The following is a 15,564-nucleotide window of genomic DNA, read 5'->3' on the forward strand; positions in this document are numbered from 1 at the left end:
CAAGACTAGCCAGCGATGCCGTAGTGGTCGCGATAAGCGCGAACGGCCTCGGCGTAAGCCAGCATTTCGCCGCCCGCGTGCTCTTCTAGATACGTCAGCACTTGCTCTAAGGTAACGATACTCACCACTGGCATGCTGTACTGGGCTTGGACTTCTTGAATAGCGCTCTGTTCGCCCTGGCCGCGCTCTTGGCGGTCAAGCGCAATGATCACCCCACCGGCACGGGCACCGCTTTGCTCAATCAGGCCCATCACTTCACGAATTGCAGTACCGGCAGTGATTACGTCATCAATAATCAAAATATCGCCAGAAAGCGGCGCACCGACAATATTACCGCCTTCGCCGTGGGTTTTGGCCTCTTTGCGGTTAAACGCGTAGGGCATATCGCGGTCGTGATGGTCAGCCAGTGCCGCTGCAGTAACGGCCGCCAGGGGAATACCTTTATAGGCGGGGCCAAACAATACATCTGCCTGCAGGCCGCTATCGACAATTGCTTGGGCATAGAAGCGGCCCAGCTTAGCGAGCGCACGGCCCGTTTGAAACAGCCCTGCATTGAAAAAGTAAGGGCTTACTCGCCCCGATTTAAGCGTGAACTCGCCAAACTTGAGCACGCCCTGCTCAATGGCGAAGGCAATGAAATCGCGTTGATAGGGTTGTAGAGTGGTGGCCACGGCGGTCTTCTCTTGTCGGTAGGAGTGGTCGATAAGAATGTAAGTCAAACGCAACAATAAAACGGGTCTAAATAGCAAGATTAGGTTTGTCTATTTACCCAAACGTCTAAACGTCGGGTATCATACAGCAGCGACGCAAAAGGGACGATTTATGAAAATTGCCAGCATCAATGTCAATGGTATACGTGATGCCGTCGACCGTGGCTTCCTGGACTGGCTGGCTCAGCAGGATGCCGACGTGGTCTGCGTGCAGAACATCAAGGCGAAAAGTTTTGAACTGGATGATCATATCCTCTATCCAGAAGGCTACGAAGGTTACTTTCTGGATGCAGAAGAAGATGGCTTCTCCGGTGTGGCGCTTTATTGCCGCAAAATTCCCAAGGCGATTATGTACGGCCTTGGGTTCCCTCAGTGCGACCACGAAGGGCGCTTTCTGCAGGCGGATTATGACCGCTTCAGCATCGCCACCTTCTTAATGCCTGATGGAAGTGACCAAAAAGCCAAACAGGCGTTTATGGAGCAGTACCAAGAGTACCTGACGAAGATGTCCCGCAAACGTCGCGAATACATCATCTGCGGTACTTGGCACGTTGCTCATAAAACCATCGATTTGGCCAACTGGTCGGACAACCAGCTCACTTCTGGTTTCCGCCCGGAAGAGCGTGCCTGGATGGATCAGGTGCTTGGCCCCACCGGCTTTATCGACACCTTCCGCGAAATTAATCGCGACGCTGGCGAATACACCTGGTGGCCAAAGCTTGACCAAGATGTACCCCGTGAGCGCCAAGAAGGCTGGCGGATCGACTATCAGCTGGTCGGCCCCAACTTCCGTCGCCATGTGGTCGACGCGTGGATTGATTACGATGCGACCTTCTCAGAGTTCGCACCGCTGATCGTTGAGTATGACTTAGCGCTTTAAGCACTAGTTTTAAGTACTAGACAACGCACTTTTCCCGCGTCGCGTTATCCGTCTCAGCAACAGGCCAGCTTTTAAGCTGGCCTGTTTGCGTATGCGCGTTTTAATACTTATAAGGAGTTAACCACGAATCCCCAGCGCTTCACGCTGCTTTTCGCGAAGCTCATCACCCGCCTTCTCGGCCAAGTCTAGCATCGCGTCGAGCTCTTTACGGTTAAACGCTCCCGCTTCCGCCGTGCCCTGCACTTCAATCAGCTCGCCGCTTTCGGTCATTACCACGTTCAAATCGGTGTCGGCTTTGCTATCTTCCGGGTAGTCCAGGTCCAGCACCGGCACGCCTTTATAGATACCCACCGAGATCGCGCTGACCAGCTGCTTAAAGGGGTCGCCTTTGATCTTTTTCTCACGCTGTAAGTAGCGAATCGCATCCACCAACGCCACGCAGCCACCGGTAATCGCCGCCGTACGGGTGCCGCCATCAGCCTGGATCACGTCACAATCCACGGTAATGGTGAACTCGCCCAGCTTCTTCAAATTCACTGCCGCGCGCAGGCTACGGCCAATCAAACGCTGAATTTCCAGCGTGCGGCCACCCTGCTTGCCACGAGTTGCTTCACGGCCGCTGCGGGAATGAGTAGCGCGGGGCAGCATGCCATATTCAGCGGTAATCCAGCCCTGATTCTTACCGCGCAGCCAGCGCGGCACGCCCGCTTCCACGCTGGCGTTGCACAGCACCTTGGTATCGCCAAACTCCACCAGTACGGAGCCTTCTGCATGGCGGGTGTAGTCGCGGGTTAAGCGAATCTCACGGAGCTGGTCGGCTTCGCGACCGCTGGGGCGAACAACATCAGGACGCTTAGCACTGCTCACAGATAGCACCTCTCACAATAAACGCGTTTCAGGGAAAAGCCGTCTATTGTACACGTCTGAGCGTGCGCTGATGGGCCTATCGGTTAGACTGTCCGGAACCCACTAATGGATAGGATGCATCGACCCATGGCCGCTTCCCGCCGCGTACACAGCATGACTGCCTTTGCCCGCACCGAACAGGCTGCTCCCTTTGGCACCCTACAGGTCGAACTTCGCTCGGTGAATCAGCGCTATTTAGAGCCGCATTTTCGCCTACATGAAAGCCTGCGGGATTTAGAGCCAGTGCTGCGCGAAGCGCTACGCACGCGCCTAGCCCGTGGCAAGGTAGAGTGCAGCCTGCGATTCGAGAGCGCCGACACCGCCCAAGCACCGGCAGTGAACGCCCAGCGCCTAAAAGAGATTGCCGACGCCCTGGCCGCCATTCAGCAGCAGGTGCCCAGCGCCGTGCCGCCCACCACGCTGGCGCTGCTCAACCAGCCCGGCGTGATGGAAACCCAGCACCTCGACCAAGATGCCATCAAAGCCGCCGCCAAAACACTGTTTAACCAAGCGCTGGACGAGCTGATCGACGCCCGCGCCCGCGAAGGCGAAAAATTGGCCGGGATGATCGCCACCCGGTTAGACGCCGTCAGCGAACAAGTGGCCACCGTACGCAGCCTGCTGCCGCAGATTTTAGAGCGACAGCGCGCCCAACTGCTAGAGCGTTTAGACGTCGCCAAAACCGAGCTCGATCCCCAGCGCCTGGAAGCCGAACTGGTACTGGTAGCGCAAAAAGCCGACGTTGATGAAGAGCTAGACCGCCTTACCGCCCATATCGACGAAGTGCGCCACCAGCTTGCCCAGAAAGGCCCCAAAGGTCGCCGTTTGGATTTCCTGATGCAGGAGCTTAACCGCGAAGCGAATACGCTCTCGTCTAAATCGGTGGTGGCAGAGACAACGCGCTGCGCGGTGGAGCTAAAGGTACTGATTGAGCAGATGCGGGAGCAGATTCAGAATATTGAATAGTTTCCATGGTTGTCTACTACAATGTATAAATTTTTGTTTTTTATATTTTTTAAATCAGGCGTTGTCTACGCTTGTCTACCAAGATCCAGCTTAAGCCAGCGCCAAGTGGGTAGTAAAGTGGGTAGTAAAATGCCATGCTACCCACTATTGGGGCAAAATTACTTGAAAGTACTACCCACTTTTTACATAAGTAATTGAAAATAATTTGAAAAATAGGGAAGTATTGAAGCGTTAATGGAGGGGCGAGGGGATGGGGAGCTTTACTGCCAAGAGAATCCAATCATTGGTCAGAGAAGCCAAGCCAGGGCGCTATGGAGATGGCAACGGCTTGTACTTGATGATTCCTAAGGCAGGAGCTGCCTATTGGATGTGCCGTTATACCTTCGCGGGTAAACGTCGTGGTATGACACTGGGTAAATACCCTCACCTCTCCCTAGCTGAAGCTCGTGAACAAGTGGTTGAGACTCAGAGGGCCATTCGTAACGGTACGGACCCTCTTACAGAGCGCAAACGTGAAGAAAAAATATCCATCAGTACGGTGCAGGATCTGTTCGACGATTGGTACCAAGATTTAGAAAAGCGTCTTAAGCATCCCAAAATCCCAAAACGCTTATTTGAGAGGGATATTGCGCCCGCCATCGGTTCGCTAACGCTGGATAGCGTTACCCCAATGGATGTACGTGCCATCGTCAGAAAGGTAACTAGCAGTGGTCGACCAACCATTGCTAATGATGCCTTGATGTATTTAAAGCAGTTATTTAATCACAGCATCAAGCTAGGGTTGCTTACCTATAACCCCGCATCTGCTTTCAACGTCAACGATGCGGGTGGGGTTGAGAAAAGCCGCGACAGGGCGCTAAGCATCGATGAACTCAGTAAAGCCTTTACTGTGTTCAGAGAGAACCGTACTAGCTTTACCCGTGATAACTATCTTGCATGTGCTTTGCTGGTCGTTTTAGGGGTGCGCAAAACAGAGCTTACAGAGGCTAAGTGGTCCGAGTTCGACCTAAACGATGCGAATTGGGATCTACCGGGCGAACGTAGCAAATCGGGGGTCGGGATTGCGATACCTCTCCCTCCACAAGCTATTGCTTGGCTGGAAGAGCTAAAGATTCGTGCTTTTGGTTCGCCGTATGTATTTCCTAGCCGTCGTAGTAGTAAGCAACCCCATATGGGTAAAGACACATTGAACCGAGCAATTGCCAAGCTATTTGGTAAGGAGCCAGGCAAGAAGCAACAGCCCAAGAACAAAATGGGTGATCTCGCTGAGTTTACTGTGCATGACTTGCGACGTACCTGCCGCAGCTTGCTAGCTGCAGCAGGTGTGCCGGGTCATGTTGCTGAGCGTTGCTTGAATCACAAGCTGAAAGGTGTGGAGGGGATTTATGACCGGTATGACTATTATGAAGAGCGGAAACAGGCCCTGATCAAGGTGGCAGAGCTGGTTGAGCCATCTATCAACGATAAAGAAATCTAATAAGCCCACTTGGTTTTAAATAACGTCTTAAGCTTATAACAATTCTTGATATTCCATAACACATTCTTATAACCTACACCGCCTATTAGTGCTTGGACTAACCGGGTGCATGGAGCGGGTATACTTCGCCCCAGGCACGGCGGGTTCAGATGATGGTGTTTTCTCGCTAAAGTAAGTGTCAGAGTTGGATAAAAATTAGTCTTGGCACTTTTCCTAGCTTAAATACTCAGTTTTGCAGCGTGAGTTTCGCGGTACTTGGTCGTGTGCGGTTAACCTCCATTCCGCAAAATGCTTTGTTCAGAGGCTTTGTAGCTTTAGACATCGTGCATTCTTCCAGTTTGCCGCGACAAGCGCATGGCCTCGTGCTCTTCTAAGTCGAGAAGTGTTTCAAGTAGTTCTTTAGCCTCGCGGATTTCGGCTTTGCCTATCAGGCTGCGATATAAAAGTATGGCCTGCTCATGGAAATCTAACACTTCTTTGCAGATAGCATCGAACCCTAGCGTGGCGTAAGGCGCATCGCAGGTACGGTGGCTGCGAATAGGCTGATGAGAGAGGTAGTCGTAGACATAGGTGTGCAGTACGTTGGCGCTTGCAGTGTCTTCAAAGCCAGCAATAACCCGCTGCATTTCCGCCTCATGAAGAGATAGATAGTTAAGAAGCATTCGCGCGCGCTCTTCCTCATGCTGATTCGCGCAGTGGGCCAAGCACTTGGCAAGATGGGCATGCAATTGACGTGTCCAATCAATTAAATCTCCAAACGTTTTAATCTCCATAAACCGCTCCTTGTGCTGTTCTTGCTAGTGAGAATGCGAGTGATCGTTATTGTCCGACTTGTCAAGATTGGCGAGAAATAGCCATTCGCCTACCAATAATACGGCCATCACTATGATGGCAACGATAAGTACCAGGGGGTCGGAAGTGGCCTTTACCCATACAAAGCCTACTAATACGAGGGCATCTAACAAAATGGCGATGCTTAGAATGATCGCGTTAGCGCCTACGATTTCCCTGAGATGGCGCAATACTCCCCAATGGATGGCGATATCCATGATCAGGTAAAAAATAATGCCGAGCGCCGCGATGCGGCTAAGGTCAAAAAATGCGGTCAGCACCAAACCAAAAACAATGGTGTACACCAGCGTGTGCTTTTGCACACTTCCCGGCATATGAAAATGCCGGTGGGGAACCAATTTCATTTCGGTCAGCATGGCGAGCATACGTGATACTGCGAAAACACTGGCGATGATCCCGCCTGCTGTTGCCAGCATGGCTAAAATGACGGTAAAGCCAACGGCGGCTTCACCTAGCGCAGGCCGGGCCGCCGCTGCTAGCGAATAATCTTGTGTTTCAATAATTTCGTCCAAGGAAAGGTTGCTGGCAACCGCAAAGCCAACAAGCGCATAGATCACCACGCACAAGCCGATAGAGATCATGATGGCCTTGCCCAGGTTACGTTTGGGATTTTTTAGCTCCGAGCCGCTGTTGGTAATGGTCGTAAAACCTTTGAATGCCAAAATGCCTAACGCCGTTGCGCCTAAAAAACCGGAGATAGTTGGGGATGGTGCATCGCCGCCAGTACCCATTTCGATAGAATCGGCAATAAAAACACCGACAACACCAAACACGATGATGCCGCCAATTTTGATGAAGCCCAGCACCGAGGCGACTGTCTCGATCAACTTATTGGCGGATAAATTGATCAAAAAAGCTACTAGCAATAAGCCAACCCCGAGTAGTGGCACAAACAGCGAGCGATCACCCAGGTCAAATAACTCCAGAGTGTAAGAACCGAAAGTTCTCGCTAAAAAGCTCTGCGCGATTACCATGGAAAAATACATCAAGAGAGCGTGAAAGGCAGTAGGAAGCGTTGAGCCATACGCTTTTTGCAAATACATGCCGATACCCCCGGCAGATGGATAGGTATTGGACATTTTGACGTAAGAGTAAGCGCTGAAAGAGACAATAACCGCGGCAGCCAAAAAGGCTAGGGGAAATAGAGGGCCGGTCATTTCCGCCATCTGTCCGGTTAACGCAAAGATACCTGCGCCAATCATTACCCCAGTGCCAAGTGCCACGGCACCGATTAGTGAGAGACTTCCTTCTTCGTACTGTGGCGTTCTATCCTGATCAGCCATGCAAACACTCCTGAGGATTAATCCCAAGACGTGCATGTACACCGCCTTGAGCCAATGTGGAATAAGTTCAAGACCAAGCGTGGTTGAGTTAGCTGAACGCAACCTGAATATGGGCCAGTCAGTTAACTGATCCATATCATGGTTTGGCGTAAGAGTGTGGGTCTTACCCCAACAACATCCGCAACGGCATCCACAGCCCCATAGCGATCATTACCAGGTTTTCGGTTAGCGACACAAACCCCAGGGGCACATTGCTGTTGCCGCCGACGCAGGCGCACTTAAGCTCACGCTTGTCGATATACACGGCTTTAAACACGGAGACCGCCCCCACCGTTCCGACAAATAGCGCCAGTGGTGCTGCCAGCCAAATTAGTGCTCCGGCCAGCATTAAAATGCCTGCAAGTGTCTCTGCGTAGGGGTAAAAATAGCTGTAGGGCACGTAGCGCTGGGCCAAAAGGTCGTAATTCAAAAACATACTGCTGAAACTTTCGACATCCTGCAGCTTTTGCAAGCCGAGCAGCACCATCGCCGTGGCAACGGCATACTCCGGCATGCGTGCAGTGAAAAGTGTGCCCTGGGTAGCCCAGCTAATCGCTAAGCCAATCAGCAGTGCAGTAGCAAAAATGGCAATTACCGGCCGGTAAGTGGTTTTTTTTGCGTTGGGCACGCTCATTCCCAGATGCTCACGCAGCTCTTCATAGCCACCGATGCGTTGGTCACCGATATACACCTGGGGCGTTGTGTCGACGTTTTCCTGTTGCTTAAACGCGTCGATCTCATCGCGGGACGTTAAGGTGTGGTCATCGACCTTAAAGCCTTTGCGCTTGAGTAGATCAACTGTCTTCAAACCAAACGGGCACATATGCTCGGCGGTTTTCATCCGGTAAACCCGTGCAGAGGTAGTGGGTGTTGACCTTGGCATTGAGTCTCCTTTGCTAAGAATATGGTATTTATTAAAAGAATAGAACCTTTGTGCTACACATAGGCAAGAGTAGCCTACTCATTTATTTTAAAACTAAAATAAAAATTAAAGATATATACTGTCAAAGGTGGAGTTAAAAAAGCCAGCCTAAAGGCTGGCCCTATATCTTAAATTAGCAACTAAATATTAATAGTCAACATGTAGCTCATAACTGTTATTATCATTTTCCTTAGTACCTCCCATTGAGCTACCTGTCACCTCAAGCTGGTATTTCCCAGGTTGTAGCTGACTAACAAGTTCGAAGTGCCCCCGTGGGCTAGAAGCTCCTGCTACTTGCTGTCCTGCCTCGTTATAGAGGACCGCTGAAATACGGTTGCCAGTGCTGGTAAAGCCTGGAAAGTGATCACTCGCTACTTTCAGCGTAGTCGCTTGTTCAATGTTAATATTGAAACGCTTGGATTGCCCCTGGGCAAGCAGCTGTGTAGAAGACACGCCTCTTTCGAGTAAGGGAAGATCCTGGATTGTATTCCCTAAGTTAGCTAATACAGGTGTTGAAAGAATGCTTGCTACTAATGTTCCAAAAATAATAGATTTAACTTTCATGTCAATTACTCCAGTGGTTGATCACATTGTTATAATAATCTTTGTTTCTGAAAAGGAACTGAATTTTATGATAAAAAATAATAAAAAACGCCACCATTGGGTGACGTTAAAAGTTACACACTTTTAGATAGTTAAAACATTATTTTAACACCAGCGACGACTCCAGTATCTTCTGTGTTGTCACCACTAGCCCGTGAAAGGTCGGCTGTATCGCCGTACTCTTTCTTCCAATAGGCACCGATGTAGGGGGCGAAACGGCGGGACATCTCGTAACCTAAACGCATGCCGACGCGCACCGAGTTAAGCCCTTCACCGACGCCAAATTCTTCCACTTCACTGGCGGCCACGGCGATTTCTGTGCGCGGCTGAAGGTAGAGCCGCTGTGTCAGGCGCAGATCGTATTCGCCTTCAAAACTGGCGGCCACGTCGCCATCTTCACTCACTTGCATGGCAACGTCGGTTTCAATGCCGTAGGGCATCACACCTTGCAGGCCGACAACCCCATAGATGCGTTCGGCGTGATCACCGGAGAACACACCACCTTGATAACCGATACCCCCCTGTAACTCCCAAAAATCTGCCACTAGGCGGCTATAGAGGAGTTCCAGAGATTCAAACTCAGCATCTTCGCCGTCGCCCTGGACATTTTCGCCTTCTGACTTGAGGTAGACGCGGTTAATATCACCGCCGTACCAGCCTTGAAAGTCCCATACCAAGGCGTCTTGGCCTTTATCGGGAACGGTGTATTCAAGCCGGTCGAACAGCCCCATGCCCATGTTGTGCTCTTCAGTGGGCGCTGGCCAGTTGTCTGGGGCCGCATAGCCATCATCGGCCTGAGCAGTAGCGGCGGCGGCCATACCGAGGGCGGCGCTGGCGAGGGTTACGTAGTACTTAGTTTTCATACTGCCTCCTTAAGAAACCTGAACAACGCGGAACATGCCGGCATCCATGTGATAGAGAAGGTGGCAGTGGAACGCCCAGCTGCCCTCGGCGTCCGCGGTGATCAGTGCAGACACACGCTCGCCAGGCTTCACGTTCAGGGTATGTTTGCGCGGTATCAATTCCCCCTGGCCGTTTTCTAGCTCCATCCACATGCCGTGGAGGTGAATGGGGTGCTCCATCATGGTGTCGTTAATGAGGATGAGGCGCAGCCGCTCATCTTTCACAAAATGAATGGGCCCGGTCACTTCGCTAAACTTCTTGCCGTCGAACGACCACATGTAGCGTTCCATGTTGCCGGTCAGGTGCAGCTCAAGCTCACGGCCTGGTTCACGGCGGTCAGGCCATGGCGTGAAGGCTTTTAAATCGCGGTAGACTAAAACGCGCCGTTCGTCAGGGTCGATACCGATGCCCGCTTGGTCGTAGCGGGAGCCGGGCTGTGCCTCACCGGCCACCAGCATGCCATTTGCGCCGATTTTCGCCTGCTCGCCCGCCATGCCGCCCATATTAGAGTGATCCATCCCCGCCATGTTCGAATGATCCATGCCTTGCATATTCGACATGCCTGAGTGGTCCATTCCCTCCATACCTGCATCGTCACCGCTCATTCCCGGCATGTTGGAGTGATCCATGCCTTCCATATTTGACATGCCAGAATGATCCATCCCGCCCATGCCGTGGGCGCCCATGGCTTCCATGCCGCGGTCAGCAATTTGGCGTCGTTCAGGGATGTCGGCCTGCATACCCTCACGCGGTGCCAAGGTAGCGCGGGCATAGCCGCTGCGATCCATAGATTCGGCGAAGATGGTGTATGCCCGGTTATCTTCGGGTGAAACCAGCACATCGTAGGTTTCAGCCACGCCAATACGGAACTCATCAACAGGAACGGGTTGCACCGGCTGGCCATCGGCGGCTACCACGGTCATTTTTAGGCCAGGAATGCGTACATCAAAGTACGACATCGCCGAGCCATTAATCACACGAAGTCGGATGCGCTCCCCGGCCTTGAACAGGGCATTCCAGTTTTCTTGAGGGGAGTGGCCGTTGAGCAGGTAGGTATAAGTGCTGCCGGTGACATCGGCGATGTCCCGCGAACTCATGCGCATTTGAGCCCACATGCCGCGCATTTCGGCGGTTTGTGCGAAACCCTTTTCGCGCACATCGGCGAAGAAGTCAGCAATCGTGCGCTCTTGGAAGTTGTAATAGCCTTCCATGGTCTTCAGATTACGAAACACCGACATGGGGTCTTCAAAGGTCCAGTCGGTGAGCAGTAACACATGCTCACGGTCGTAACGGATAGGCTCGCGCTCGGCGGCGTCGATAATCAGCGGCCCCGCATGGCCAAGCTGTTCCTGCATACCGGAGTGGCTGTGGTACCAGTAGGTACCGTTCTGACGAACAGGGAAGCGGTAGGTAAAGGTTTCACCAGGGGCGATACCTGCAAAGCTGACGCCTGGCACGCCATCCATTTCCGGCGGTAGGATGAGGCCATGCCAGTGAATTGAAGTAGACTCATCGAGCAGGTTTGTCACACGAAGTACCGCGTCTTGACCTTCTTTCAGACGAATCATCGGGCCTGGGCTAGTGCCATTGATGGTGATGGGCATCGCATTCTTACCATCAATCGGGTGTGATTCGCGGCGAATGGCCAGCGATACCTCGGGGCCTTCTTCAACGCCCTGCGCATAGACATTGGTGCGTCCCCAGGGGTTTGCCCAGGCAGGGGTCAATCCCATTGCCGCCGCGGAACCTAACCCTAAGGCAGCGCCGCCTTTTATGACCTGTCGGCGAGAAAGCGGGTGAGAAATGATGCTTGAGCGTGCCATGTGTAACTCCCATCAATGATGAATAGCACCATCTTGATGGAAGAAGCTGAATCAAAGCTGAATAGTGATTAATTAGTCACTTCAACCGCTAGAGGCAATGTAATCGTAACGCGCAAACCACCCAGTGGACTGCGTGCAAAATGCGAGTGCCCCGAGTAACGGGCGATTAACTGCGCAAGAATCGACAGGCCTAAGCCGTAGCCAGGACGGCGTTCATCCAGCCGTGTGCCACGCTCACCCAAACGCGAAAGATCCTCTTCTGCAACGCCGAGGCCGTCATCATCAATGTTGAGCGTGAGGGTGGTAGCGGAGACGGCAATATCGCAATTAACGCGCCTACTCGCCCATTTACCAGCGTTATCGAGCACGATACCTAATATTTCAGAAAAGTCGTGAGCCTCAATAGGCACTTGGTCTTTCTCGTGTACCGATAGGGTGAGGTTGAAGATACGCTCAGGGTAAAGGCTGCGGAACATCTCGGTGAGTCGTGAGCTATCACGCGTGACGTTGGCCATTCGCCCTGCGTTAGGGCCTGCAATCCGTGAACGACGCAGTTCCGCATCCAGCTGGGCATTAATATCCTCTACTCGGGCTAGTAGCTTTAGTCGCCTGCGTTCATCAATAGGCCGGTTGCCACGCAGTACTTGGGTAACCGCTGCCAACGGGGTTTTTAAAGCATGGGAAAGGTTGGCGAATGACTCCCGAGAGCGCTGTAGACGCAGGTCGATGTCGTCCATAAAGCGGTTAAGCTGAGCGACCAGAGAGTCCAACTCGGCTGGCGCGGTTAGCGAAAGGCGCTCTCTCTCGCCTGCCTGTAGTGCGGCCAACTGTCCACGAAGCTGCCATAGCGGGATCAGGCTGCGGTTGACAGCTAGCATGTTGAGCGTAATTAACATCACTAAAAGTCCTGCGGCAATCCCGCCTACCCACCAGTGTAGCGTCGCTAAGCCCGCTTCAACTTTGGAAAAATCCTCCCCCACCAGTAATACGCCGCTAGAACCCTGCCACTCAAAATGGCGGCGGTAGACCAGCAAATGCTGATCGTCATGTTTGACATCCAAAAGAGCATCGCCGTTTTCTTCCAGCAGAGGAGCCAGCTGTTGCTGCCATTGCGGGTTGGAGGCGCTCACCGAGCCGTTAAGGCGCATCACGTATAAATGATGAAAGACTTGATAGCTTTGGCTAACTGAGTCAAGCGCGGCAGGTACGGCGGCTTCCCCTTGCTCAAGCTGGGTGACGGCATGGTCGGCTTCGCGCTGAAGGCGCTCACCCAAAAAATCCCGAGCAAGATTCTGTAACCATATGCCGTGCAGTAGCCAAGTCGTCACCACCACTAAGAGCGCCACGCCTCCTAACCAGACGAGTAGTCGAAAACGTAAACTACGCCGATCAATGTGAAGCAAAGAAATACCCCTGGCCGCGGCGCGTTTGGATAATGGATTTACCCAGATAACGGCGAAGACGAGCGACATAAACTTCGACCAAGTTGGGCGCGGCGGCATCCTGCTCCAAAGCATAAAGCTGCTCTAGTAGCTGCTCTTTAGAGTGAATGCGATCCGGATGAAGCATTAAATAACGTAGTAGTCGAAACTCCGTCGCCGTGAGCGAACGCCACGCTTCGTCCTCTAGGCACACCCGTTGACCTGCGCCATCTAGCGACACGCCGTTAAGCGTGATCACCTGCGATAACTGACCGGATTGCCTGCGCAGTAGGGCCTTCAAGCGGGCCATGAGCTCAGCTTCATGGAAGGGTTTAGTCAGGTAGTCATCGGCCCCTGTTTCCAGGCCGACGACTTTATCTTCCCAGGTATCGCGGGCCGTCAGGATCAAAATAGGGGTATCGCGTTTTTGCCTGCGCCACTGGGCGAGCAGATCCAGCCCCGAGCCGTCGGGCAAGCCGACATCCAAGATAGCCAGTTCATAGTGCTCGGTTGCCATAAGCGACTTGGCCGCTTTCAATGAAGCGGCCAAATCAACTAGGTAACCGTTGTCCTTGAGACTCTCTGCCAAGCTTTCCGCAAGCAAGTCATCATCTTCGAGTAGCAACAGTTTCATCGGTATACGTCAGGTTAGAGTGTAAAATTGCCGTACATGCCGGATTCATAGTGGCCGGGGATGTTACAAGCATACTCTAGCTCGTTGGCATTATCAGGAACACTCCATAGTAGAGTCCCTGTCTCACCAGGCGCAATGGTGACGCCGGCCATGCTCATGTTGGCCATGTCGTGACCGCCGCCGTGTGCCATATTCGACATGTCATGGCCTCCACCATTGGCCATATCTAGCATCATTTGACGATGCTCTTCCTGGGCTTCTTTACTTCCAATTACAAATTCATGTTCTAAATGGCCGGTGTTGGTGATTTCAAATTTAACCACCTCTCCAGCCGCCATCTGTAGCTCTTCAGGGTCGAACCACATATCACCAGCCTCAAGGCTGATCGTACGGTCGACGTCAGCCTCGGTTAGACCACTGTCACCACCGCCGTGGCCGGGTGCAGCCAGCGCCACGCCCGTGATCAGGCTTAGTGAAAGGGCAAACAAAGACGTTGTTAGAGTGGTTTTTAGCATGGTCATTTACCTCAGAGGTTATTGTCACCCGTTCTTTATACGGTGTTAACCTGAAACGAGCCTGAACCCAAGGGGGAAAACATGATCTATAGCAACCTTCCGTTGTCCGCAAGGTCCCAAGGCTTGACCTTAGGGTAACCCCAGGGTTGTAAGCTTACAGCGATATTGCTTACTGCCTTGGTAGGAGACTTACCATGATGAACGCAGATTGTTTTGCTTTTATGAGCTCGATGGGCTGGTTTGCTTGGTTAATGCCGCTAACTTTTTTACTGTTGGTAGGGTTGGGGATCGCCTCGTTGGCCAAATATTTGTTTAGTCACACACCTCAAGGAGATTGCTCATGAAACGTTTTACCGCTACGGTACTATCTAGTGTTTTGCTCCTAGGAGCCGCCTCGGTTCAGGCTCAGGCCGCGTTGCCGGATGAAGCCACGCTTTACAAAAACCCCCAGTGTGGCTGCTGTGATGAGTATGCGCGCTATTTGGAGCAACTTGGCGTTAACGTCACTATTGTTGACGACGTCGAACTGGGTGATATCAAGCAGCAGGCGGGCGTTCCCTACGGTCTGGGATCGTGCCATACCATCGAAATAGGTGAATATTGGATCGAGGGCCATGTGCCGATGGAAGCCGTACAGGCGCTGTTTGAGCAACAGCCTGATGTAGATGGCATTGGCCTGGCAGGTATGCCCATCGGTACACCGGGTATGCCAGGACCTCAGGAAGCGCCCTATGACGTGTATTCCTTCACGGATCAGGAAGATAAGGCGTTTATGACGCTCTGAAATAAGCCGGGCCGATACAATGAATTCAAAACACCACTGGGAGTCGGTGTATCAACGCAAGTCTGCTGACCAAGTAAGCTGGTTTCGGCCTCATTTAGAGGCCTCCCTTGATTATATCCAATCAGCGGCTCCAGACCCACACACGGCGATTATTGATGTGGGTTGCGGTGAAGCAACGCTAGTAGATGATTTGCTAGCGCTTGGGTACGACGATATTACCGTTTTGGATATTTCGGAAAGCGCCATTGAAGCTGCACAGCGCCGTTTAGCTGACGTTTCCAGCCGCGTTAAATGGCGTGTTGGGGACATTACGCAAGCAAGGTTGCCTGGGCATTACTATGCCGTCTGGCATGACCGTGCGGTTTTTCACTTTTTGGTGGATCCAGTCTCTCGCGCGGCTTATTTACTGCAACTTCGCCATAGCCTTGTACCCGGTGGGCACGTGGTGATGGCAACCTTTGGGCCAGAGGGGCCAACACGCTGTAGTGGCTTGGACGTGGTGAGATACTCGGCCTCGCAGCTTAGCGAACAACTTGGCCCTTCGTTTGAATTATTGAGTGATCATCTTGAGGTACATGAGACGCCAACGGGCAGCCCTCAACAGTTCCTGTATACCCATTTCCGGCATAAAGATGGCAAGGGGGGAGAGGTTACTGAGTGTTCATCGTCAAGGCGTTGATATATCTTAAATGTAAGGCGGTAACGAGTGGCACCATACATAGCGACGAGACGTAAGGGCGGTACTCGTGCTTCTTTGCTTCTAATGTGTTGCGCTTATTTTGTTGTAAACGCTAAGCCCGAGACATTTCACCATTGCCAGCATTGGAGCGTTTACTAAAGTAAATT

At 52.3% G+C, this 15,564-nt stretch carries 17 protein-coding genes; 6 read left to right on the forward strand and 11 right to left on the reverse strand.

Going from position 1 to position 15,564, the window contains the following annotated elements; genetic code table 11:
• Positions 1-5 precede the first annotated feature (5 nt).
• Positions 6-671: an orotate phosphoribosyltransferase gene (gene pyrE / locus LOS15_RS14220; RefSeq protein ID WP_263066614.1), complete on the reverse strand. Its 666-nt coding sequence runs from the start codon at positions 669-671 to the stop codon at positions 6-8.
• A gap of 151 nt (positions 672-822) precedes the next feature.
• On the opposite strand from pyrE, the gene LOS15_RS14225 reads away from it, so the two are divergent.
• A complete protein-coding gene (locus tag LOS15_RS14225; RefSeq protein WP_263066615.1) occupies positions 823-1,590 on the forward strand; it encodes an exodeoxyribonuclease III in 768 nt (255 codons plus the stop codon).
• 117 nt (positions 1,591-1,707) lie between these two features.
• On the opposite strand, the gene rph is transcribed toward LOS15_RS14225, so the two are convergent.
• Entirely contained in the window at positions 1,708-2,457 is a 750-nt protein-coding gene (rph, locus tag LOS15_RS14230) for a ribonuclease PH (protein WP_263066616.1), read from the reverse strand.
• Positions 2,458-2,583: 126 nt separating this feature from the next.
• Between rph and LOS15_RS14235 the strand changes: the two genes are divergently transcribed.
• Together LOS15_RS14235 and LOS15_RS14240 are read left to right on the forward strand one after the other, a co-directional pair.
• Entirely contained in the window at positions 2,584-3,462 is an 879-nt protein-coding gene (locus LOS15_RS14235; RefSeq protein ID WP_263066617.1) for a YicC/YloC family endoribonuclease, read from the forward strand.
• 250 nt (positions 3,463-3,712) lie between these two features.
• Positions 3,713-4,939, forward strand: coding sequence for a tyrosine-type recombinase/integrase (locus LOS15_RS14240; RefSeq protein WP_083007765.1), 1,227 nt, complete (start codon positions 3,713-3,715; stop codon positions 4,937-4,939).
• A 314-nt stretch (positions 4,940-5,253) separates the two neighbouring features.
• On the opposite strand, the gene LOS15_RS14245 is transcribed toward LOS15_RS14240, so the two are convergent.
• The 9 genes from LOS15_RS14245 to LOS15_RS14285 form a co-directional block, all read right to left on the reverse strand.
• Positions 5,254-5,712, reverse strand: a complete 459-nt coding sequence (locus LOS15_RS14245) for an ATPase (protein WP_083007764.1) — start codon at positions 5,710-5,712, stop codon at positions 5,254-5,256.
• Positions 5,713-5,736: 24 nt separating this feature from the next.
• The gene (locus LOS15_RS14250; protein WP_083007763.1) at positions 5,737-7,074 is read right to left on the reverse strand and encodes an APC family permease; all 1,338 of its coding nucleotides are present in this window, start codon (positions 7,072-7,074) and stop codon (positions 5,737-5,739) included.
• Between the two features lie 163 nt (positions 7,075-7,237).
• Positions 7,238-7,996, reverse strand: a complete 759-nt coding sequence (locus tag LOS15_RS14255; RefSeq protein ID WP_083007762.1) for a glutaredoxin — start codon at positions 7,994-7,996, stop codon at positions 7,238-7,240.
• Between the two features lie 186 nt (positions 7,997-8,182).
• The gene (locus LOS15_RS14260; RefSeq protein WP_083007761.1) at positions 8,183-8,599 is read right to left on the reverse strand and encodes a hypothetical protein; all 417 of its coding nucleotides are present in this window, start codon (positions 8,597-8,599) and stop codon (positions 8,183-8,185) included.
• A 131-nt stretch (positions 8,600-8,730) separates the two neighbouring features.
• Positions 8,731-9,501 (reverse strand): copper resistance protein B, encoded by a 771-nt coding sequence (locus tag LOS15_RS14265; protein ID WP_083007760.1) that lies wholly within the window; start codon positions 9,499-9,501, stop codon positions 8,731-8,733.
• Positions 9,502-9,510: 9 nt separating this feature from the next.
• Positions 9,511-11,364 (reverse strand): copper resistance system multicopper oxidase, encoded by a 1,854-nt coding sequence (locus LOS15_RS14270; protein ID WP_263066618.1) that lies wholly within the window; start codon positions 11,362-11,364, stop codon positions 9,511-9,513.
• A gap of 68 nt (positions 11,365-11,432) precedes the next feature.
• On the reverse strand, positions 11,433-12,767 hold the full coding sequence (locus LOS15_RS14275) for an ATP-binding protein (RefSeq protein ID WP_083007758.1): 1,335 nt from the start codon (positions 12,765-12,767) through the stop codon (positions 11,433-11,435).
• Positions 12,754-13,419, reverse strand: coding sequence for a response regulator transcription factor (locus LOS15_RS14280; protein ID WP_083007757.1), 666 nt, complete (start codon positions 13,417-13,419; stop codon positions 12,754-12,756). The genes LOS15_RS14275 and LOS15_RS14280 overlap by 14 nt, the downstream gene beginning before the upstream one ends.
• A 14-nt stretch (positions 13,420-13,433) precedes the next feature.
• Positions 13,434-13,934: a plastocyanin/azurin family copper-binding protein gene (locus LOS15_RS14285; RefSeq protein ID WP_083007756.1), complete on the reverse strand. Its 501-nt coding sequence runs from the start codon at positions 13,932-13,934 to the stop codon at positions 13,434-13,436.
• Positions 13,935-14,128: 194 nt separating this feature from the next.
• Here LOS15_RS14285 and LOS15_RS14290 point away from each other — a divergent pair, with 194 nt between their 5' ends.
• The 3 genes from LOS15_RS14290 to LOS15_RS14300 are packed head-to-tail and all read left to right on the forward strand — an operon-like array spanning position 14,129 to position 15,397.
• Positions 14,129-14,278: a hypothetical protein gene (locus LOS15_RS14290; protein WP_263066619.1), complete on the forward strand. Its 150-nt coding sequence runs from the start codon at positions 14,129-14,131 to the stop codon at positions 14,276-14,278.
• The gene (locus LOS15_RS14295; RefSeq protein WP_083007755.1) at positions 14,275-14,718 is read left to right on the forward strand and encodes a DUF411 domain-containing protein; all 444 of its coding nucleotides are present in this window, start codon (positions 14,275-14,277) and stop codon (positions 14,716-14,718) included. Before LOS15_RS14290 ends, LOS15_RS14295 begins: the two co-directional genes overlap by 4 nt.
• A 19-nt stretch (positions 14,719-14,737) precedes the next feature.
• Positions 14,738-15,397, forward strand: a complete 660-nt coding sequence (locus LOS15_RS14300; protein ID WP_083007754.1) for a class I SAM-dependent methyltransferase — start codon at positions 14,738-14,740, stop codon at positions 15,395-15,397.
• The last annotated feature ends 167 nt before the right edge of the window (positions 15,398-15,564 follow it).

It is taken from the genome of Halomonas sp. 7T, from assembly GCF_025643255.1.
Taxonomy (GTDB): domain Bacteria; phylum Pseudomonadota; class Gammaproteobacteria; order Pseudomonadales; family Halomonadaceae; genus Vreelandella.